Source organism: Dolichospermum sp. UHCC 0406 (genome assembly GCF_009712025.1).
GTDB classification, from domain to species: domain Bacteria; phylum Cyanobacteriota; class Cyanobacteriia; order Cyanobacteriales; family Nostocaceae; genus Dolichospermum; species Dolichospermum lemmermannii.
The window spans coordinates 97,153-117,582 of sequence record NZ_VILA01000022.1 but is presented as its reverse complement, the minus strand read 5'-3'; the positions used below and the strand labels follow the sequence as shown (position 1 = coordinate 117,582).

18 protein-coding genes and 1 pseudogene are annotated in these 20,430 nt (G+C 39.4%); 7 read left to right on the top strand and 12 right to left on the bottom strand.

Annotated features, from left to right (window positions below; translation table 11 throughout):
* Nucleotides 1-4: 4 nt before the first annotated feature.
* The 3 genes from FJR09_RS19275 to FJR09_RS19265 form a co-directional block, all read right to left on the bottom strand.
* Entirely contained in the window at nucleotides 5-997 is a 993-nt protein-coding gene (locus FJR09_RS19275) for a zinc-dependent alcohol dehydrogenase family protein (RefSeq protein ID WP_015079743.1), read from the bottom strand.
* 113 nt (nucleotides 998-1,110) lie between these two features.
* Nucleotides 1,111-1,743 carry a biopolymer transporter ExbD gene (locus tag FJR09_RS19270; protein WP_015079742.1) on the bottom strand — a complete coding sequence of 211 codons (633 nt, stop codon included), beginning with the start codon at nucleotides 1,741-1,743 and terminating at the stop codon, nucleotides 1,111-1,113.
* Nucleotides 1,733-2,572: a MotA/TolQ/ExbB proton channel family protein gene (locus FJR09_RS19265; RefSeq protein WP_148765161.1), complete on the bottom strand. Its 840-nt coding sequence runs from the start codon at nucleotides 2,570-2,572 to the stop codon at nucleotides 1,733-1,735. Before FJR09_RS19265 ends, FJR09_RS19270 begins: the two co-directional genes overlap by 11 nt.
* 188 nt (nucleotides 2,573-2,760) lie before the next feature.
* On the opposite strand from FJR09_RS19265, the gene FJR09_RS19260 reads away from it, so the two are divergent.
* Nucleotides 2,761-3,075: a YkvA family protein gene (locus tag FJR09_RS19260; RefSeq protein WP_015079740.1), complete on the top strand. Its 315-nt coding sequence runs from the start codon at nucleotides 2,761-2,763 to the stop codon at nucleotides 3,073-3,075.
* A gap of 468 nt (nucleotides 3,076-3,543) precedes the next feature.
* On the opposite strand, the gene FJR09_RS19255 is transcribed toward FJR09_RS19260, so the two are convergent.
* Entirely contained in the window at nucleotides 3,544-4,023 is a 480-nt protein-coding gene (locus FJR09_RS19255; RefSeq protein ID WP_041458331.1) for a molybdenum cofactor biosynthesis protein MoaE, read from the bottom strand.
* Nucleotides 4,024-4,199: 176 nt separating this feature from the next.
* Here FJR09_RS19255 and FJR09_RS19250 point away from each other — a divergent pair, with 176 nt between their 5' ends.
* Both FJR09_RS19250 and FJR09_RS19245 read left to right on the top strand, forming a co-directional pair.
* Nucleotides 4,200-5,198 carry a DMT family transporter gene (locus FJR09_RS19250; RefSeq protein ID WP_015079738.1) on the top strand — a complete coding sequence of 333 codons (999 nt, stop codon included), beginning with the start codon at nucleotides 4,200-4,202 and terminating at the stop codon, nucleotides 5,196-5,198.
* A gap of 82 nt (nucleotides 5,199-5,280) precedes the next feature.
* A complete protein-coding gene (locus FJR09_RS19245; RefSeq protein ID WP_168633529.1) occupies nucleotides 5,281-6,198 on the top strand; it encodes an LD-carboxypeptidase in 918 nt (305 codons plus the stop codon).
* 91 nt (nucleotides 6,199-6,289) lie between these two features.
* Here the strand turns inward: FJR09_RS19245 and FJR09_RS19240 are convergent, their stop codons facing one another.
* On the bottom strand, nucleotides 6,290-7,288 hold the full coding sequence (locus FJR09_RS19240; RefSeq protein ID WP_168633528.1) for a glycosyltransferase: 999 nt from the start codon (nucleotides 7,286-7,288) through the stop codon (nucleotides 6,290-6,292).
* 109 nt (nucleotides 7,289-7,397) lie between these two features.
* Here FJR09_RS19240 and FJR09_RS19235 point away from each other — a divergent pair, with 109 nt between their 5' ends.
* Nucleotides 7,398-8,060, top strand: a complete 663-nt coding sequence (locus FJR09_RS19235; RefSeq protein ID WP_168633527.1) for a glycosyltransferase family 2 protein — start codon at nucleotides 7,398-7,400, stop codon at nucleotides 8,058-8,060.
* A 358-nt stretch (nucleotides 8,061-8,418) separates the two neighbouring features.
* Here FJR09_RS19235 and FJR09_RS19230 read toward each other — a convergent pair whose 3' ends face one another.
* Together FJR09_RS19230 and FJR09_RS19225 are read right to left on the bottom strand one after the other, a co-directional pair.
* On the bottom strand, nucleotides 8,419-9,960 hold the full coding sequence (locus FJR09_RS19230) for a DUF4335 domain-containing protein (RefSeq protein WP_015079734.1): 1,542 nt from the start codon (nucleotides 9,958-9,960) through the stop codon (nucleotides 8,419-8,421).
* Between the two features lie 71 nt (nucleotides 9,961-10,031).
* Complete coding sequence (locus FJR09_RS19225; protein WP_015079733.1) at nucleotides 10,032-10,634, bottom strand: DUF3038 domain-containing protein; 603 nt, start codon at nucleotides 10,632-10,634, stop codon at nucleotides 10,032-10,034.
* A 24-nt stretch (nucleotides 10,635-10,658) separates the two neighbouring features.
* On the opposite strand from FJR09_RS19225, the gene FJR09_RS19220 reads away from it, so the two are divergent.
* On the top strand, nucleotides 10,659-11,051 hold the full coding sequence (locus tag FJR09_RS19220; protein WP_371725625.1) for a hypothetical protein: 393 nt from the start codon (nucleotides 10,659-10,661) through the stop codon (nucleotides 11,049-11,051).
* Here the strand turns inward: FJR09_RS19220 and FJR09_RS19215 are convergent.
* Nucleotides 11,048-13,552, bottom strand: coding sequence for an endonuclease MutS2 (locus FJR09_RS19215; protein ID WP_168653541.1), 2,505 nt, complete (start codon nucleotides 13,550-13,552; stop codon nucleotides 11,048-11,050). The two genes, FJR09_RS19220 and FJR09_RS19215, sit on opposite strands and share 4 nt — an antisense overlap.
* Before the next feature lie 209 nt (nucleotides 13,553-13,761).
* Between FJR09_RS19215 and argS the strand changes: the two genes are divergently transcribed.
* Nucleotides 13,762-15,519, top strand: a complete 1,758-nt coding sequence (argS, locus tag FJR09_RS19210; protein WP_015079731.1) for an arginine--tRNA ligase — start codon at nucleotides 13,762-13,764, stop codon at nucleotides 15,517-15,519.
* Between the two features lie 182 nt (nucleotides 15,520-15,701).
* Here the strand turns inward: argS and FJR09_RS19205 are convergent, their stop codons facing one another.
* On the bottom strand, nucleotides 15,702-16,022 hold the full coding sequence (locus FJR09_RS19205) for a hypothetical protein (protein WP_254433162.1): 321 nt from the start codon (nucleotides 16,020-16,022) through the stop codon (nucleotides 15,702-15,704).
* Nucleotides 16,013-17,315: pseudogene (locus FJR09_RS19200) on the bottom strand (RNA-guided endonuclease InsQ/TnpB family protein). Before FJR09_RS19200 ends, FJR09_RS19205 begins: the two are co-directional and overlap by 10 nt.
* 78 nt (nucleotides 17,316-17,393) lie before the next feature.
* On the opposite strand from FJR09_RS19200, the gene FJR09_RS19195 reads away from it, so the two are divergent.
* Nucleotides 17,394-17,576, top strand: a complete 183-nt coding sequence (locus FJR09_RS19195; RefSeq protein WP_015079730.1) for a hypothetical protein — start codon at nucleotides 17,394-17,396, stop codon at nucleotides 17,574-17,576.
* Between the two features lie 173 nt (nucleotides 17,577-17,749).
* Here the strand turns inward: FJR09_RS19195 and FJR09_RS19190 are convergent, their stop codons facing one another.
* Both FJR09_RS19190 and FJR09_RS19185 read right to left on the bottom strand, forming a co-directional pair.
* On the bottom strand, nucleotides 17,750-18,142 hold the full coding sequence (locus tag FJR09_RS19190; protein WP_015079729.1) for a hypothetical protein: 393 nt from the start codon (nucleotides 18,140-18,142) through the stop codon (nucleotides 17,750-17,752).
* Between the two features lie 116 nt (nucleotides 18,143-18,258).
* Nucleotides 18,259-20,169, bottom strand: a complete 1,911-nt coding sequence (locus tag FJR09_RS19185; protein ID WP_015079728.1) for a patatin-like phospholipase family protein — start codon at nucleotides 20,167-20,169, stop codon at nucleotides 18,259-18,261.
* Nucleotides 20,170-20,430: the final 261 nt, after the last annotated feature.

The window sequence follows — 20,430 nt, the reverse complement described above, 5'->3', positions numbered from 1 at the left end:
ATGATTAATTTAACAAAACAACCTTACCCAGCACAGAACCAGTTTCCACTAAAGCGTGTGCTTTTGCTGCTGACGCTAAAGGGAACGTCTGACTAACTTCAATTTTTAACTTCCCTTCATCTATCCAATTAGCACATTCTTGTAAAATATCTCCATGATGTATTAACGCTTCCACATTTCCTAACAACATCGGTGTTAACATTAATTCTAAACCAATGCGGAGATTTCTATTTCTAGCAACTTTCCAAACAGTGTTAGCTTTCGGTTCAAGAATAGTCACAATATCCCCATAAAGTCGCACTGCGGGAAAAGATTTTTCAAAAGTATCACCACCAACAGTATCAAAAACTAAATCTACACCTTCACCATTAGTCCACTCTAATACAGATGCGACAAAATCAGTTTCCTTGTAAAAAATGATTTTATCCGCACCAAGTTGAGTGACAAAATTAGCCTTTTCTAGAGAACTAACCGTAGTCGCTACCTCTGTACCTTTGAGTTTAGCCAATTGAATAGCCACATGACCAACACCACCCGCACCAGCATGAACTAATACCTTTTCTCCTGGTTCAAGTCTTCCCCGTTCATATAAAGCTTCCCAAGCAGTGATTAAAACCAGAGGTGCTGCTGCTGCTGCGGTGAAAGAAACCGATTTGGGTTTAAAGGCTACAAATCTTTCATCAACAATGGTATATTCTGCATAATTTCCAGATTTTGCACCCAAACCACCATAGCAAAAATATACTTCGTCACCAACGCCAAATTTTTGGACATCATTACCCACAGCTTCCACTATACCTGCACCATCACATCCTAAAATAGCTGGCATTTGTTCAGGGTAAAATGTCCCCCTTTGACGTAATTTTGTGTCAATGGGATTAACACCAGCCGCCAAAATTCTCACTAAAATTTCTTTATTTGTGGGTATGGGTTGGGGAACTTCTTGTAATTCTAAAACTTCCGGTTTACCCGCTGCTGTCATTAATATCGCTTTCATGGTTTTTTCTCCTAGATACACTTATTTAAATTTACCTAAAAATATCCCCATAAATTCCTAATTATTGAGGAAAATATGGGGAAGAAATATCCAAAATTTCTCACAAAATGGTTTTAATTTTGAGGAGAAGAATTATTAGTTCCTGGTGTTACAGGCGCTTGAGGTAAAGTACCGGGATTAATTCCGTTCCCGGCTGTGGGAAGGGGATTTGGGTTAACCGGTGGTAAAGACCTCAAATTGTCAGGTGAGTTAATTCCTGGGATGGTGGGATTATTATTTATGGGAGGAGTTGGGAAATTGGGTGAATTTGTCAGTGGTTGAGATGAACCGGGGATAATTCCCAAAGATACACGATTTCCTCCTACTTTTCTCAGCAAATCCAATGTTTGAATCACGTCGTTATAAGTAGCTGTCCGCGACGCATTCAATACTAAAATTCCATCTGGATTGGCTTGGATATATTGTTTTAAACGTGCTTCTAATTCTTCCTGTTTCACAGGTTCTTTTTCGATGTAAGTCAATCCAATAGCATCAATTGTTACAGGTAATATTTTGCTTTTAATTTGGGAATTAGCCGCAGAATTTTCGCCTGTACTAGCTTTGGGTAAGTCAACATTAATTGCTTGTTGACGAGTAAATTGTAAAGCTGCTAAGAGAAAGAATGTCAGAATACAAAAAACAACATCAATTAAGGGGATAATTTGAATCTGAACGTCTTCAGTCGGAGTATCTAGCTTAACTTTCATCTTCTTGTTTTTCTCCAGATTTCAAATTGGCATTATCAACCTTGTCATCTGGTAAATTTGCTGAATTTCCCAGGTTTAAACTGTAATTATCTGTATCATCTGGCTCATTTTCCGGTTCTTGGATAAATGTTTTTGATTCTAACTGAGAAGATGAATCGAAATTTTTAGAGGTGCGTTTTGAGAATCTTTCTGTGTTAATTGTTTTAGGTTCGGGAGGATATTGACGGTAAAGCAGTTCCATTTCATTACCAGCTTTGTTGAAAATTTTAACTTGGTTAACAACAAAACTCTGAAATAGGCGGTAAAATACTAAACTAGCGATCGCTACTATTAATCCCGCTGCTGTACTAATTAACGATTCCCCAATCCCCGTGGTGACACCGGCTGTAGATTCAGTTCCCAAATCACCAATGCGAATTGCACCTAAAGAACGAATCAAACCCAGAACTGTACCCAATAATCCTAACAGTGGCGAAAGGGCAATCACCGCTTCTAAAAGTTTTTCACCCCGGCGCATTCCGGCTATTTCGTCCGCTGCGGTGGATTCTAGGGCTAATCTAAAGGTTTCTGGATCACTTTTTTGTAAGCTTAAAGGTGCGTATAAAAATCTGCCAATGGGCTGATTTTTGGCTTGTTCAGCTATTGCTTCAGCGATGCCCCAATCCTCACCAGCAGCATCCAGAACCCGATTGACTATTTCTTTTTCCTGAGCAAGAATCCGTAACCAGAACCACAGCCGTTCAAAAATCACACTTAGTGATAGGACTGATAAAACTAGCAAAGGCCACATGGAGGGCCCGCCTTTCTTGAATAAATCTAAAATATCCACTGTGTGGGTTTCCTCTCTCCATTCCTAGTAGTCAAAGCATTTTCATTTTAGAGAGTTTTGCATTACTCACAAACTTTTCTAACTAATTACTCAGGAGTAACATCTTCTATACACAATATGACGGTTATTCCCACCGGGAGTTTAGAGGATTATTTGCCAAAATAAAAAAATCACTGGAGGTTAAGAACATGAACTTCTCAATTCAATCCCTGTACACATGGTATCGGAACACTCTACGCAATCCTAAATACCGTTGGTGGATAATTATCGGCACGGTAGCCTATTTAATTAGTCCTTTAGATATTTCTCCAGATTTTATTCCTATTATTGGTCAAATTGATGATGTTTTATTGTTAAGTTTATTCGTTTCCGAAGTTTCTTCCTTAGTTCTTGATGGTTGGAAGGCCAAAAAAGGAACTGTAGAAAATAGTACCAGCAATCCGGCTAATCATGCCCCTGCGGCTGGTGAAACTGTGGATGTTGATTCTATCCCCGTTAAGTAGTATTAGTAGGTTGGCGTTGAAAATTGTCGTCATAGCACTAGGCTTGAGGCAATACTTCGACTTCGCTCAGTAACCAGAGGCAAGAGGCAAGAGTAAAGAAGTTTTCAGCGATTTTACATTTCTTTACACAGTTTAGTTTTATTGTGTTCACCTAGTAAGTAGGTTGGGTTGACGCAAGGAAACCCAACACCATTTATTGGTATCTTACGGTTAATATGGGGTTTAGTTCCATTGCTTCGCAACGTTGACGCGAACAACCCAACCTATATTACAATCAATAACCAATGTATTTTTCTTGGTTTCTTAGAGGTTGTTTGAAAAGTATCAGATGAAACCCATAATCTCCAAAAACCTAACCCCCCTGCCCCCTTCCCTACCAGGGAATGGGGTTTTCAGAGCCTCTCCCCGCGTCGGGGAGAGGTTTGGAGAGGGGTCAATTTATACATTCAAAACTTTTCAAACATCCTCTCAGTGTTTACAATCTTTAATAGATACCCAACTAGACTCTGCTATTGGAGAACCATCTTCACCCAGCAAGCTATAGTGTTCCTTTTTCCAAATCGGCGCATTGTGTTTTAATGTATTAATAGCATACTCACAAGCGGCAAAAGCCTCACCACGATGAGGACAACCGATAGCCACAACCACACTAATTTCCCCAACAGACAATCTACCAATGCGATGATATATCACCACCCGACTCACCTCAGGCCATTGATCACGAATATCATCAGCAATTTGATAAAATACCTGCAAAGCCATTGGTTCATAAGCTTGATATTCCAAAGCTACCACAGACTTACCATCAGTTTGATTACGAACCATACCACTCATTACTACCACCGCACCATTAGCAGGATTATCTGCCTGACTGTAGATTTCTTCCACAGACAATGGTGCTAATGTCATCCCAAAACTATCTTCAACCCTGGGTTTAGTTGTAATCATACATTCTCCTAACAGCATCCTAAAATCCCTGAATTCATCCATCTTTATCTGCGTTCATCTGCGTTCATCTGCGGTTAATACTTATTAAAATCTTATTTCCACTCACCAAGACTTTAAAAACCGTAAAATCAGTTAAACTAATTTTTTCATCTATTCATAAAAACCACAATCATCTCATGCAAGTGCAACTCAGTGGATCTAAAAATCCCCTCGCGTATCTACTATTAATTGCTCCTTTTTTCCTTTGGGGTACAGCAATGGTGGCAATGAAAGGCGTAATTCCTCACACCACACCCCTATTTATGGCTGGAGTCAGATTAATACCTGCGGGGGTGTTAATTCTCATGGTGGCTGCATTTATGGGTAAACCTCAACCTCAAAGTTGGTTAGGGTGGTTGTGGATTATTATATTTGCTTTAGTTGATGGCACTTTATTTCAAGGCTTTTTAGCTGAAGGTTTAGTCAGAACCAATGCTGGTTTAGGTTCGGTCATGATAGACTCCCAACCCCTAGCAGTAGCTTTACTTTCCCTGTGGTTATTTCAAGAACATATTGGATTATGGGGATGGTTAGGGTTAGGTTTGGGAATCACAGGAATTAGTTTGATTGGTTTACCTCAAGAGTTGATTTTCCATCTTTTTGCATCAGGAATCACCATCTCTACAGATAATTGGCAACAGTTATTTGATAGTGGTGAGTGGTTAATGTTACTGGCAGCTTTATCAATGGCTGTGGGAACAGTGATGATTCGCTTTGTGTGCCGATATGTAGATCCAGTAACAGCTACAGGATGGCATACAATTATCGGTGGCTTGCCTTTGTGGGGAATTTCTTCAGTATTAGAATCTCAACAGTGGGAAAATCTTGTCCTATCGGACTGGTTGGCATTAAGTTATGCTACTGTATTTGGCAGTGCGATCGCTTACGGATTATTTTTCTACTTTGCCTCTAGTGGCAATCTCACCAGTTTAAGTTCTCTGACTTTTCTCACACCCGTTTTTGCTTTAATATTTGGTTATATTTTTCTCAATGAAGTCCTGACTACTATTCAATGGTTTGGGGTTTTTCTGACCTTAATCAGTATTTATTTAATTAACCAACGGGAAAATATCGGCGGAAATCAGAAACCTACTATCACAGAAGTCAGGAGTCAGGAGTCAGGAGTCAGGAGTTAAGAGTTAAGAGTCTCTTACAGTATGGCTTTTACCGTGGATTCTTGATCTAATTTAAATTTAACAACCGCCAGTAATTCTCTTGATGTCTAACATTCAAAATCTCAAATCTACCCTCAAACCCCCACCCCTCAAACCCGGTGATTTACTGCGCGTCATTGCCCCCAGTGGTGCATTGCGAGAAGTTGAGGCTTTTAATCAAGGTGTGGAAATTTGGAAGTCCCACGGCTATCGGATTAAAATTGGCGACAATCTCAATGATAGACATGGTTATCTAGCTGGTACAGATGCCCACCGTCGTCAACAATTAGCCACAGCATGGCAAGATCCCGAATGTCAGGGAATCCTCTGCGCGAGAGGTGGTTTTGGTAGCACCCGGATTTTAGAAGATTGGACTTGGCAAGAAAATACCATTACCCCTAAATGGTTAATTGGCTTTTCTGACATCACAGCCCTGCTTTGGAGTCTCTATAACGCCGGAATTGCCAGTGTACATGGTCCCGTCATGACTACCCTAGCCAATGAGTCAGAATGGTCAATCAAGCGGTTATTAGACATAGTAGAAGGTCGTCACCTCGCACCTTTAAAAGGTTGTGGTTGGGGTGGTGGTACAGTAACGGGAATCTTGCTTCCTGGTAATCTGACAGTCGCTACCCATCTTTTAGGAACACCGATTTTACCCGACCTCGATGGTGTAATATTAGCCTGGGAAGATGTGACAGAAACACCTTATCGCATTGATAGGATGTTGACACAGTGGCGTTTGAGCGGGGCTTTATCTAAAGTTCGTGGTATTGCTTTGGGAGGGTTTACTAAGTGTGAAGCCCCACCTAATATACCTAGTTTTACTGTAGAGGAAGTATTGCGCGATTGTTTGGGTGATTTGGGTATTCCCATAGTTTCTAATCTCCCCTTTGGTCATGATACCCCCAATGCTGCTTTACCTGTGGGAGTGATGGCAACATTAGACGCTGAACAAGGAATATTGCATTTTTCCCCATAGACATAGGCCTCTTTGTGATGGGGTGTTGGGTCGCGCTGTCGCTTAACCTAACCTACAAATCAAGGCTTTTTCCAATTTGGACAAGGTATTGCTATGAGGTAATCAATTCTAATCTGTGTAGTTTCATTTCTTGTTGTTTAAGACAATGACAAAATATAAATAACTGTAAATCTGCTAGAACTTGATTAAAATCATGATGATTGTATAAACCTGTTTCATTATTAGCATTTCTGAGTATTGTCAACCAATTTGCTACTTCTTTCATGTACTCTATAGATGTATCAATTTCCTGGGGATTATAAGATCCTATTTGTCTATGTAATGCTAATTCTTTATCCGTGGGTTGAATACCTAAATCATTGATTTGATCAGTAACTATTTTACAGGTCAATTTTTCAACTAAATTTGCGGCTTTTAGACTTATACAATGAGAATGTACACGATATTTAATTAAAACTTTGGGAAGATTCCAAACTTTGAATTTTTTTGATATTCTTACCCATAGATCATAGTCTTGAGCATTTGGATAATCTTTTCTATAAACCTCTCCATTTATCTCAACTGCGTTGATTGCACTTCTTCTCATCAAAACCGCTGAATGAGCAAAATAGTTATGGAATAACAGCCTACAAGGAATTTTTTGATCGGGTTCTTCCTCATTCCATACTTCACCCGTCAAATTATCATGATCATCCATTAATTCAACCCAAGACCCAACCATACCAAAGTCTGGGTTATTTTCCATAAACTCAAATTGTTCTGCTAATCTTGATGGATATGCATAGTCATCACAATCTAAAACAGCAATGTACTCACCTGATGATGCTTGCAAACATTTATTTCTAGTTGTTGGTATCCCCAGATTGATATTGTTTTGAATTAATTTAATTCTTTCATCTTGGTAGGAATTGATAATTTTTACGCTGCTATCTGTGGAAGCATCATCTACAATGACAAGTTCAAAATTGGTAAACGTTTGATTTAAAATACTCTTGATTGCTGTATCAAGATACTTTTCGCCATTATACACTGGCATAACAACTGTAATTTGAGGATTTAACTCTTGTTGAATAAACTGATTTTGATTCATAATATTTAATGATTTTGAACAAATGGGTGATTTTTATAGTAATCCATAAATAACGTATAATATGCGAGTTATACCTAATTTCAGGGAACTTTTGTTCAACCTCAAAAAAATGCCTAGTATAAATTTTGACCCTAAGCCGACAATCTCGATTATTTTATGTACCTACAATCGGGCAAAATACTTAAACGATTGCATAAATAGCGTCCTTCAACAAACTTTTCAGGATTTTGAATTAATTGTAGTTGATGATGGTAGCCAAGATCATACTTTTGAAATTGTCAATAGTTACTTACAAAAATTTAGTCATATCCGTTATCTTAAACATCAAAATCGGAAAGCTGCTTACGCCAGAAATGCGGGTATTCAAGCATCTTTTGGAAACTATATCACATTTATTGACAGTGACGATACCTATAAACCCTATCATCTAGAGTCGCGGTTGGAATTTATGCAAGCTAATCCAGAGATTGATTTGATTGAAGGTGGATGTGAAATTGAGGAGGAATTTTCTGTTCCTGATTATTTTCAACCCGATCAAACAATTAATATTAGAGAATGCGTTGTCGGTGCTACATTTTTTGGAAAAAGACCGATATTTTTTGAATTAAAGGGATTTAATAATATTCCCTATGGTGAGGATGCAGATTTATGGGAGCGTGCCGAAAAAATCTTCAAAACTCACAAAATCAAAGAGCCGGAAACTTATATTTATACGAGAGTAGAAGATAGTACCACCAAGATTTTCCTAGATAAAATGTCCTCTTCTAATTAACCTATTTAGATTTTATAATTTAGCAAAGAGCAATCGAAGCAAAATTATTAGTTCAGAGGGAACTCCGAAGCAACAGGGAACAGAAAAAACTCATGTTTAAAAACATGAAATTGAAATAATGACACTGTTTTTTTCGGGCTACGCATCTTTTAAAAACATCTTTTTTTTGACTGAAGCTCTGAACTCAGAACCAAAGTTTCTTATCTGTTCCCCGTTCCCTTTTTTTATAATTTTTAACTTACCTTTGGGGGTTAAAGTCCCCTGCTTCTACAAGCAGCGGGTTTTGCGTCGGGGTAAAATCCCCGTTGCAAAACGTAATTCTAAATTCTAAATTCTAAATTCTGCATTCTTTTAATTCCTATGGTGTTTCTGGAAATGTTTGCACTTTACTATCAGGATTGAGAATAACTCGTATTCTCAAGTTTTGCCCAGATTTATTAGTAGAAACAAAAGGTTTCCCAATTTGGGGAATGCCACTACTATCAATGTATTCTCTGGCAACTTTATTTAAGGGCAAAATCTTTTCAATTGTACCATCAATACCCAATGTTAAACTATATTCTAAGGCTTGAGAGAGACCAGTTGGTGGTTGCCAACGTTTGTTGAGGTATTCTCTCGCTTCTGCTACTTGAGGTGTATCAAATAAAGTCTTATTATTAGTAACTTGTGTACCTGACGTAGTTTTAGTTGCAGTTCTTAATTTCCTAATTAAATTCTCTTTATTTTCCGCTGGAGATGGCTGATCTGGCGTAGCGATACCTACAGTATCCTGCGGTAATTCCGGAGCAAAAGGAGTGGGAATTATGTTAGGAAGATTACTAAAACTATTGTTGGGGATAGTGGCAACAGACTGAGATGGTGGGGAAATATTAGATGGCAAATTCTGAGATTTAGGGGTATTCATGCCTTTTTTAGCCAGAATACTTGAAGAATTTGGTATGGCTTTTGCTACTTTCGGGCTATCAAGAATTTGTCGAGGAATAGGATAGGAAGAAGTATCGGATGGTATGGTTAATGACGGCTGAGATGTTGTGGTTGGTGTCCCAGGGATAGTTGTATTAGGAACGGAAAGCGGCGGTAAGGGCGTACTAAAGTTAGTAAGTGGTGGTATCAGTTGGGGCTGAGGCGTGATTAAAGGGAGTGGCGGCGTTGCTGTAGTGTCTTGTACAGAAGGTTCTATCGCCACTGGTTTGACGGACTCAGGACTATTTTTAGCTATTCTCTGCCGATTTTTCTGAATATTCTTGGCATATTGCCAGGTAAATGGTGTTAAGCCGGCTGCTAATACCAAAACTGCGGCTATAGGGGCCCACTTAGGTAGATTCTGCCTGACAGTTTGACTACTAGTAGTTGGTAAAACAATCATATCAGATGTGTATTCATCTAAAGCTGTTGCTAAATCAAATAGTTGTAGTAAACTCAGTTTAATTACCTGTCCAGATGTCTGGTTAGCAAGATCACCAAAAAAGAGTTTGTGAGTTAAATTACTACTAGATTCTAAATAAACTTTCGTTTGGGGAATTTGAGTGTTAAAGGATCGTAAATTTTGGGTAGGAAAGGCAGACGGGGGAATATCGGGCGATTCTGGAGCTGCTTCTGATCCTGTATGGGGATAATCATTACCTGCTAAAGTGATACTAAAATCTTCGGCAGATTGTTGCAGCAGCTTTTGAACGTAAGTAGTAACAATATTACATAAAACTTCTAGCTGCTGGTGATCACCCTGGATGATAATTTTCTGTGCTTCTGGTAGTTGTGGATCATCAAATTGCAGACGAAAACTAGGATCATTAATAATAGTTTTGTCTGTCCACCGGGACAAAGGGGAGTTTTCCGCCCAGATTTCTAGTGTGCAAGTGGGGGGGGTATAGCGACGAATGACAGGATTTGATAGAGACATAACAACAATTTCAACGAAAAAAATAGGGAATTTTGGATTTTAGATTGGGAGTGAAAATCGCAAATCACAAATTATTTTGTGGAAAGGTCTATGAGTGCTAACCACAAACGACGGTGTCCACCGCCGGCACTATAAAAGAGTAAATTTATTAACAGTTTTAGGGCTAGGTGGGTAAGTATATCCCCAGGAGTGGCTTCTTCCTCTTCCATGCGTTCTTGGTAAGTATTACAAAAACTATCTATATAATCTCCCAATAACGCAGTTTGGTGAGGTTGTTGCTTATTTGCTGTCATCTGCTCTAATAAACCGACAGCCCGGCGAATTAATTCCTGGTGCTGCTTGGCGAGATAACAGATAATTAAAACTAGCGATCGCGCTTCTTCTACATCTAATTTTTTTCGTCCTCCTTGACTTTTGCGAAGGGGATTCGATTGCCGCAATCGCCACAGGGCTACCCGATCTGGTACTTTTGATTCTAAATCCAGACTAACTGCGGCTGATAGCATTGCCTCTGAACCAATGCCAGTTAAGGTCTCTAGGGCTAATAGCACTAAATCTAACTGAGTTTTGATATTTTCCCATTGAATTGTACTCGAGGCTGGGAGTTGACTTAAATCCTCCCAAGCTGATTTTGGTATAGTGGAATTAGCGGTTGAGTGCATAACTTTTAGCATAGATGATTAAGCTGAAAGACGCTGGTGTTGTTACCTATTTGGAAACGAGATTTGTTAGTAGGGGCGAAGCATTTGGAAGATAAATTATCGGTCATTGCCAAAAATAGTTCTCCAAATGCTTCGCCCGTACAGTTGTCAGTAGGGGCGAAGCATTTGGAAGATAAATTATCGGTCATTGCCAAAAATAGTTCTCCAAATGCTTCGCCCGTACAGTTGTCAGTAGGGGCGAAGCATTTGGAAGATAAATTATCGGTCATTGCCAAAAATAGTTCTCCAAATGCTTCGTCCGTACAGTTGTTAGTAGGGGCGAAGCATTGGGAAGATAAATTATCGGTCATTGCCAAAAATAGTTCTCCAAATGCTTCGCCCGTACAGTTGTTAGTTGTAATAATTTTGCCTGTTCCCTGTTCCCTTTAGATATGAGCAATAGTGACACCACTACCACCATCGGCTTGTGCTGCTGGTTCGTAATGGGTAATTCTGGGATGTTGTTGTAAGAAAGCGTGAACTCCTTGCTTTAGTTTGCCAGTACCGTGTCCATGAATAATCCATAGGGGTCCAGCGGCTTCAGAAATGGCTTTGTCTAAGATATATTCGCCATCAGCTACGCGTTTTCCGCGCAAATCTACAGTATTTTGAGAGGTGCGAATGGCTGGGGCTGGTGGTGGTGTAACTACGGCTGGGGCTGGTTTTGCTTTAACTATGGGTTCGGGTTTTTGTCCATCTAATGATTCTATATCTTGGAGTTGGACTGTCATTTTCATGATGCCAAAACGGATGGCGAAATTGCCGTCAGCATCAGGAATTGTTAAGACTTCGGCGGTTTGCCCTAATTTGGGAATTCGCACGCGATCGCCGACTTTGGGCATAAACCCAGCTTTAGGTTTAGGTGGCGGGGCTGGCTCATATTTTTGAGCAATTTGACTTAGGGATGCGGTAGCTTGTTGGGCATCTTGGGCGTTAGGTGTGCCTTTTTGCAAGCGGCGGATAACTTGGGCAATTTCGCCTTTGGCTTGGGTAATTGCTTGTTGAACGGCAATTTCTTGGGAAGCCCGCAAATCTTTTTCTCTGGCTTCTAAAGCAGCGGCTTTGTCAGAAACTTCTTTATATAATCGTTCGGCTTGACGTAATATTTTTTGGGCTTCTGCGGCTTTGGTTTCTTGGTGGCGACGTTGGGCTTCTAAACCGGCAATGACTTGATTTACCTCGTCTGTGGCTTCTCCAACTTGAGTTTTCGCTTCTGCTACTACTTCTGGTTTTAACCCTAAACGCAAGGCAATACTCAAGGCGTTGGAACGTCCAGGAATCCCCCACAATAGCCGATAAGTGGGTGAAAGGGTGGTTTCGTTAAATTCTACGGAAGCATTTTCAAACTGAGGATTTTCATATTTTAAGGCTTTGAGTTCGCCAAAGTGGGTACTAGCCATTGTTAGCTGGGTATGATTGGCGAGATATTTGAGTAAAGCGATCGCTAATGCACTACCCTCAACCGGATCTGTGCCTGCACCAACTTCATCCAGTAATACGAGGGACTGGGGACTGGGGACTGGGGACTGGGGACTGGGGATTGGTAGTTTTATTTTTTCTTTTTCTTCCTCTTCCTTTTCCTTTCTCCTGACTTCTTCCTCTTCTTCTTTCTTTCTCCTGACTCCTGACTCCTGACTCCTGACTCCTTTCTCCTCCAATGCTTCTAATATTCGACTAATGCGGCGAATATGTCCTGAAAACGTGGATAAACTCTGTTGTAAAGATTGTTCATCGCCAATATCAGCTAAAACTTGCGAAAACCACGGCATTTCTACGGGTTCACGGGCAGGAACAAATAAACCCACTTTCGCCATGATAGCCGCTAATCCCAAGGTTTTTAAAGTTACCGTTTTTCCACCTGTATTTGGTCCTGTGATGGTGACTACCCGAATTTGGGGACTGATCAGCAAATCTACCGGAATGACGGGATTTCCTTGTTCGTGCTGCTGTTGCCATACTAATAACGGGTGGCGCAGATTTCGCAAGGTGATAATTTCATTGTCTTGGCGATTGATAAAGCGCGGGGGGTTAGAACCTATCCACAGACTATAACGAGCTTTCGCAACTGCTAGATCTAAGGTGGTGACAATGGCTAATAACCTTTCTAAATCTGGGGTAACTGCGGCTACTTTCTCCGTCAAAGTCCGACGAATGGCTTCGGCTTCGGTTTGCTCTTTTCTGAAGATTTGCCGCAGTTGATTACCCAAGGGAACGACACTGCTAGGCTCTATATACAGGGTTGCGCCACTGGTGGAGGTGTCATGAACAATGCCGGGAATTGCGTCCTTTTGGGGGGCTTTGACGGGGATGACAAAGCGATCGCTTCTTTGGGTAATTAACTGTTCTTGAATTGCTCCCGATTTTGCTTGGATAATATTTTGGAGTTTTTGAGTAATTTGGCTGCGGATTTTCCGCAATTCTACCCGAATTTCCCCCATTTTCTGACTAGCGCGATCAGTTACTTCTCCCCGTTCATCAATACAACGGTGGATTTCCTGTTCTAATTCTGGGTACGTTCGTAATTGGGAAACTAAATCGTTTAAAACTGGGACATTTTCTTGATTATCAATGACACGGCGTAAATTTCTTGTCCCTGCCAGGGTGGTAGCGATCGCTAATAGTTCCTCTCCAGGTAAAATACTTTGAAGTATTGCCCGTTCTAGGGAATCACCGATATCTTGGATTCCTTCAAAGGATAATCCTGGATGTAAACGACTTTCCAGTTCGTAAACTTCTTTGGTTTGCGCTAATAACTGTTCACTTTCTACCTGGGTTTCAGGAATCGGCAAGTCACGCGCAACTATTGCCCCTAGCTTAGTTGCCGCAAAGGTGGAAAGGTGCTGGCACAAGCGAGGCCACTCTAGTAATTCTAAGGTTTCAGATTGAATCAAGGTTTCAACAACTAATCTGAAGTTATCGTAACAATTTTAGCCGCCATCAGACTAAATCTTCAAGGTTAAAATTTTTAGGTTCTTTTGTCACAAAAACGGTGACGCTGGCTGAATGCTACCATCTATCCTAGATAATTTTCTTTAATTGATCATATTTTCAAGTTAAAATCAAGGATTACAGCACCTTTGACACAGATCCAATTTACATAATGAACGCTACACAAGAACAACTAAAACTAAAATTAACACAGGCTTTAGTAGCTGCTTTTGGTACAGATTATACCAATACAGATCCAATTTTAGTTTCTGCCAGTAATCCTAAATTTGGTGATTATCAAGCTAATGTGGCTTTATCTTTAAGTAAAAAGTTAGGAAAGCAACCGAGAATTATCGCTGGGGAAATTGTCAGTAAACTAGATGTATCTGATATTTGTGAACCTCCAGAAATTGCAGGTCCTGGTTTTATTAACCTCAAATTACAAACTTCTTATTTAGAAGCACAACTTAACGCGATTCAGATAGATGCTAGATTGGGAATACCCACAGCAACAAATCCACAAAAGCAAATTGTTGATTTTTCCAGTCCGAATATTGCTAAAGAAATGCACGTCGGACATTTACGTTCGACTATTATTGGTGATTCCATTGCCCGAATTTTAGAATTTTGTGGTCATGATGTTTTGCGGTTAAATCATGTTGGTGATTGGGGTACGCAATTTGGGATGTTAATTACCTATTTGCGGGAAGTTTATCCAGACGCACTTACTACTGCAAATGCTTTAGATATTGGAGATCTAGTCAATTTTTACCGCAAAGCCAAACAGCGATTTGATGAAGATCCAGTTTTTCAAGAAACTTCCCGTCAAGAAGTTGTGAGATTACAAGCTGGTGCGGAAGATACACTTCATGCTTGGAAATTGTTATGTGAACAATCTCGACAAGAATTTCAAATTATTTATGATTTACTCAATGTTGAATTAATAGAAAGAGGTGAATCTTTTTATAATCCATTATTACCAAAAGTTGTGGAAAATTTAGCAACAACGGGATTATTAGAATCAAGCCAAGGGGCAAAATGTGTTTTCTTAGATGGTTTTACAAATAGGGAAGGTAATCCTTTACCTTTAATTGTCCAAAAAACTGACGGTGGTTATAATTATGCAACCACAGATTTAGCAGCTTTAGGTTATCGCATTCAAGAAGATAAAGCCAAGCGGATTGTTTATGTGACAGACGAAGGACAATCTAACCACTTTGCCCAATTTTTCCAAGTCGCAAGAAAAGCAAATTGGATTCCTGAAGATGTGGAATTAGTTCATGTTCCTTTTGGGTTAGTATTAGGAGAAGATGGCAAAAAATTCAAAACTCGTTCTGGGGATACTGTGCGGTTACGAGATTTGTTAGATGAAGCTATTAACCGCGCTCGTGCAGACATAGAAAATAGATTACAAGAAGATGAACGCACAGAAACAGAAGAATTTATGCAAAATGTTGCGGAAGTTGTGGGGATTAGTGCGGTTAAATATGCTGATTTAAGCCAAAATCGCACCAGTAGTTATGTCTTTAGTTATGACAAAATGTTATCTCTCAAAGGCAATACAGCCCCTTATCTTCTTTATGCTTATGTGAGAATTCAAGGAATTAGTCGTCAAGGGAATATTGATTTTACCAACTTAGGAATAAATCGCCAAATCTTGCTGAAAGAAGATGCAGAATTAACTTTAGCTAAACATCTGCTGCAACTTGATGAAGTAATTAAGGAAGTAGAACAGGATTTATTACCAAATCGTTTGTGTGATTATTTGTATCAACTCAGCGATAAGTTTAACAAATTTTATGAAAATTGCCCTGTTCTCAAATCAGAAGAACCTGCAAGAACTTCACGGTTAATGTTATGTGATTTAACTGCAAAAACTCTCAAGTTGGGATTATCTTTGTTAGGAATTAAGGTTTTAGAAAGGATGTAATATTAAGTCCTGACGATTATAAATCTCAGCTACACAGACAAAACCCACTTGAATCATGAAACTCTTGTAGTGCGGGCATCTTGCCCGCTACATAAGTACCTCATTAGAGCGAAATCTGCTGTAAGCATCGTCATACATATCATTAGCCAAAAAAACCAACTCCATAACCAGCAATTATGTCATCACGAAACCTCTACCTTTTCTAAATCTACACCCAGTCCTTGATCTAATTCTGGTAAGTTTTTACCCAAAATCAGAACAGATACCATCATTAATAAACTCGTCACCATAATCACACTGATCACATTCGGATCATCAAAATTACTCGTACCTATTAACAATGCTGCGGCAAAATTGCGTTGTGCAGTTCCTACTCCTAGAACTCTTTGAGTATCAATACCAGGACCACCCAAAAGATAACCCACAGTAAAAGAAAAGATAATAAAAATAGCACAAACAAAGACCACACCATTTGTCATTGACACTCTCAGGTCTAAAGACACTGAGATTCTGCGGACAGAATAGTTTTAGGCAAAACCCAAAGTCTAATTCTCGCTACGATTGTCAAGGATCGTCTACTGAGTTGATTAAGTGAAAGACCTAATCTTCCCGCTACTTTTCGCAAAATATTCGCTGCACCATTTAGATCAGCGTTAACAATTGAACCATTAGCTGACTGATACAATCCACGTTTAACGCGCTAACAGTAATGCTTTCCACCCTTCTGGTTTCTGACCATAAACGGGCAGGGAGTCTCCATCTAAGAAAGATGCTTTTGACGTATAAGATTCTTCAGTTTCTTGAAATCTAATCCCATGTAAATCACATAGTTGCTTTAGTCGGTCTTTAAGCTTTCCTAGAGGCATTTGAACAAACCTCTGATTGTTCAATCTACCCATATTAGCGTTAGATTTAAAGCCTTCATTCCAGCCAATGACTAATGTGCCAATACCGTATTTTAGGCAGTGGTCAATAATTAGTTTTGCAGCTTTATTAACGCCATCTTTCATTTGATGGTTGCGTTTACGGGTTACTCGGTCTAACCAGTTATCCCAGTAAGCTTCAGGTTTCCCCTCTTTGCGAGTTGATACTTGTTTATTCCAAAGCTGGTTCATCGCTTTCATTGAACGAGAATCAATCAACAAGGAATTACCCAAAGTATCAACACAAGCTGCTAAATTGTCAGCAGTTCCCAAATCAATTGATAAAGCTTGATTGATGTCTAAATCATGTTTTTGTCTCTTGACTTCATAAGAAATTTCCAAGTAGAAAGCACCATTTTTAGGGAGGATAGTAAATTCTTTAACCTTTGAGTAATCAATGTTTGAAGGCATTGTCAGAAAGAAGTCAGAAATACCAAACCATCGCCTAACAGTTGTTCCTAATGAAAATCTAAGTTGTCCGTTAATTAATGTTGGAGGTTGTCCTCCTGAAGTTGGATAAGCAACCTTAAAAAGTTTAGAACCTGTCAAGTAATCTGGTGCTTTAGGTTTAAAGTGTAATTGTCCTTCGAGAAACAAAGAGCGCAATTCTTTAAAAGATTTAAAACCTTCTGCCACTGATATTAGAGTCTGCTGCATTGGAACTGATGGCATTGACTGGGCGACAAGTGATTTACTGATGGATTTTTCGTAAATCAAATCAAACTTGTTAGTTAATAACTTTCCAGTTTTGAAAAACGTCTGTCGAGCAAAGTAAACACCACTATTATAAATTTTGCCTGATTGCTGACAAAGATACTCTAATACCGCTTTTGTTTCGTTGTCTGGGGATAACAAAACTTGTTGAACTCCCATTAACTTTTTAGCCTTAGACATTGTTCGACCTGCAATGTTGTGATATTGTTAGTATATCAACATATTTACTAAATAGCAATGCCATTCCAGAAAAATAACAAATTAGGTTTCACAAGTAAACAGCCATTTGATAAAGACCCTGTTTGCTTTAAAGTGTTGCCTGGAGTCAAGGCAAAGTTAAAAGCCGTCCCAGACTGGCAAGAACGATTAAGAGAATTTACCGATAAGCTTATAGAAAAAATGAAGACTGAAGGCGAATAAATTCGTCTGTGTCGCTTATATCTCTCCGGCTAAAGCCACTGAGTTTTACGCTTACCAAGTTATCCTATAAAAAAGGGAAACAGAACTATATTTGTGTAAGTTTCTGCTTTTCTGGCAAGCTCAGTCCTAAAGGGACTGAGTTACTGACTGTGACAGAAGGGTAAATCCAGAAATTATTCCTCGACAATTTCCACTTCCCTTGGTTGTGCTGGTGCTTCAGCAGAAGTATTGGCTTCGGGACTGAGGTGATTTTTCAGTTTGAGTTTTAGGTCGTCTGAAATGGGCAAATCTTTAATTTCTTTGAGCAGAAATCTGACTGATTCGGTTTTGCTACGTTCTGTATATATAGCCTTGAGAATAGCTTCAATTCCATAGCCTGCTACAGTATCCCCTACAACTGTTGTCAGACCAAGCAGACCTATACCTCCGAGGATACCAAACGGTCCTCCCACAGATGTGAGGGTAGCAATAATAGCAGCATTACTACCTGCTGATGAAACTGCTAAAACCACGAGAATTATGCCAGGAAGACCCAGACCAGCCAATTTTTTAACGATTTCGTCCATTGTAATTACCTAAAATTGTGATACTTTTGCTGACAATCTTATCAATCTGTGATTTCAATTAATAACCGTTCGGCTGACGCACCCTAAATATGGGATATTTTTTATTTTGGCAGTCCCTAACTTGACAAGATACTACACAATTCATCGATTTCTTGATTTTTTTCTTGAATCAGTATATTCGCTAAAGTTTGTAATTGGCGCAGATTTTCTGGTTTGGCATTATCTATATCTTCGAGTTCACTTTTTAAGAATGGTTGAAACCGATAATAAGAAGTTTTATGACCTTTATTAGTAGCCTCAAACAACCGTTCTAATTCTCCAGCTACTACTTCACTCCCGCCGTCAAGCACCATATTTAACAGCGGCTTTGTCCATTGCAATAGTCCCCAATTTTTCACTTGGTCATAAGGGTAGACACTGGTCAGGGAACCGGTACCCAAGGATACTACCAAGATATCCTCCATATTCAGGGCTTGTTGATTTTCTTGCCTACTAATTTGCGCTTCTAAAATAGCCAAATTAGCGGGATTATTCGCAACTAATCCCCCATCCACTAATGTATAGAAGCCGTTGGTATTATGGGAACTGGAAACACGATAGGGAGCAAAATAAGTCGGAGTTGCACTAGTTGCCAATGCTGCATCTGTGAGCGTAAAACCTAGGCATAACTTGCGAAACTTTTTCGATTTAGTCTGTTGTTTTTCGAGCTTATTAGTAAAGAATATGGGAATTCGCTGCTCGATATCGTAGCTCGTTACGAAAACTTCTTTGAGATTATTTTCTAAAGGGCTGTCGCCAAAATATTGCTTGATAATTTCTTCTCTCCCCTCTGAAGAATATTTTGGTTGAACGAATATATCCTCTAGCTGTCCGAGTAATTGTTCCCAGAATGGCTCGTAAAATATCTCAGCCCCATATTCCAAATATATTTGCAGAAGTTCTTCAGCGCTGTATTGGGCGACGGGTGGGCTATCAGATCCTGCTAAATCTAATCGCGGTTTAGTTAGTCCGAGTGCGAGAATTCCTCCGCTGGAACTACCTGCAATTAAATCGAACAAACTAAAAATCTGTTTTTGTGTCCGCTTTTCAATTTCAGTTAAGATGATTGCGGGGATAATACCCCGAATACCACCGCCATCAATAGCAAGTATTTTATATTTGGGATTTGCTGTATTATTCATAGTTTGTTTCGATTCCTCTTGAGAGGGTGTTTGCGCTTGTTCCTGTTGTTGAATATTGTCTGGGATTGGGTATTCGGTAGTTTGGGCGATTTCGGCTATCTCTGCAGGTGAACTACTTGGTCTGTGTCCCTCGCTGGATGATTGTGCGATCGCAAATAGAACTTGTGCTAAATTCCAACTGGGATCACCATACAAGGTTCCATTATGGGTATTTCCACTCTGGTCTTGGACAGTTGTTCCTTCTCCTTCGTTTAATCTCCAGTAGGCTACTAATCCTGGTTCATTTCCGACTAGAGGACTAGAGCGATGCGTTTGGATTTGGTCTTGAGTGCAGGGATAATTCCAGACGCTAATATTTGCCAACTGTCCTGTAAAGTATACATTATTGTGTAAAGTCGCCCCCATGGTTATAGGACTAGTTGCTTTGTTCAAAGAAGAACCTGTCAAAGACCCAGTATATTCATGGTCATCAAGATATATAGTCAGTTGACCACCATTAAAAACAATGGCAAAGAAGTGCCATTGTCCGATGGTTAATTCTCCATTGCCAAAGGTTTTAATAACATTGTCAATATTTTCATCAATGTATACATCTAAATTACCTTCTTCACTGATGCCAAATTCAAAATTATCACTGTATCGGTCTGAAGAACGGGCAAAAAATACATTGTGTGCCCCGTATGTAGTTGCTTTATTGGTGAGTTGATGCGGATTCACCCATCCGGAAATCGTAAAGGCTGAACTCCCCTGAGCAAACACACCACCAATATCATTTTTGCCAAAATTTATGTAGTCATCTTGACCATCAAATGTCAGAACTGATTGGGTATTTACTTGATTTGTCACAACATTTTCATCTCCAAATCATATAATTTGTAATTAATCAACGAACTATATACATAATTTATTTTTATCTATCAGGCAATATAGCTTGTTGGTAAATATATTGACTGTTGCTGCAATACTCACACTACAAGTGTCGTAGTTTCTAAATGCTGACTGATCATTCTTTCCTATAAGACTTGTACACTGATCCCAATGCTATGGTAGTTTTGTGCCAAAATCCCATAGGAGTCCCATATATTTTTAACTCCAACGCACTTAACC

Bases quoted from the DNA above. Each gene is read 5' to 3' on its own strand.
- FJR09_RS19275 (WP_015079743.1), bottom strand. From the start codon at position 997: ATGAAAGCGATATTAATGACAGCAGCGGGTAAACCGGAAGTTTTAGAA.
- FJR09_RS19270 (WP_015079742.1), bottom strand. From the start codon at position 1,743: ATGAAAGTTAAGCTAGATACTCCGACTGAAGACGTTCAGATTCAAATT.
- FJR09_RS19260 (WP_015079740.1), top strand. From the start codon at position 2,761: ATGAACTTCTCAATTCAATCCCTGTACACATGGTATCGGAACACTCTA.
- FJR09_RS19255 (WP_041458331.1), bottom strand. From the start codon at position 4,023: ATGATTACAACTAAACCCAGGGTTGAAGATAGTTTTGGGATGACATTA.
- FJR09_RS19250 (WP_015079738.1), top strand. From the start codon at position 4,200: ATGCAAGTGCAACTCAGTGGATCTAAAAATCCCCTCGCGTATCTACTA.
- FJR09_RS19245 (WP_168633529.1), top strand. From the start codon at position 5,281: ATGTCTAACATTCAAAATCTCAAATCTACCCTCAAACCCCCACCCCTC.
- FJR09_RS19240 (WP_168633528.1), bottom strand. From the start codon at position 7,288: ATGAATCAAAATCAGTTTATTCAACAAGAGTTAAATCCTCAAATTACA.
- FJR09_RS19235 (WP_168633527.1), top strand. From the start codon at position 7,398: ATGCCTAGTATAAATTTTGACCCTAAGCCGACAATCTCGATTATTTTA.
- FJR09_RS19230 (WP_015079734.1), bottom strand. From the start codon at position 9,960: ATGTCTCTATCAAATCCTGTCATTCGTCGCTATACCCCCCCCACTTGC.
- FJR09_RS19225 (WP_015079733.1), bottom strand. From the start codon at position 10,634: ATGCTAAAAGTTATGCACTCAACCGCTAATTCCACTATACCAAAATCA.
- argS (WP_015079731.1), top strand. From the start codon at position 13,762: ATGAACGCTACACAAGAACAACTAAAACTAAAATTAACACAGGCTTTA.
- FJR09_RS19195 (WP_015079730.1), top strand. From the start codon at position 17,394: ATGCCATTCCAGAAAAATAACAAATTAGGTTTCACAAGTAAACAGCCA.
- FJR09_RS19190 (WP_015079729.1), bottom strand. From the start codon at position 18,142: ATGGACGAAATCGTTAAAAAATTGGCTGGTCTGGGTCTTCCTGGCATA.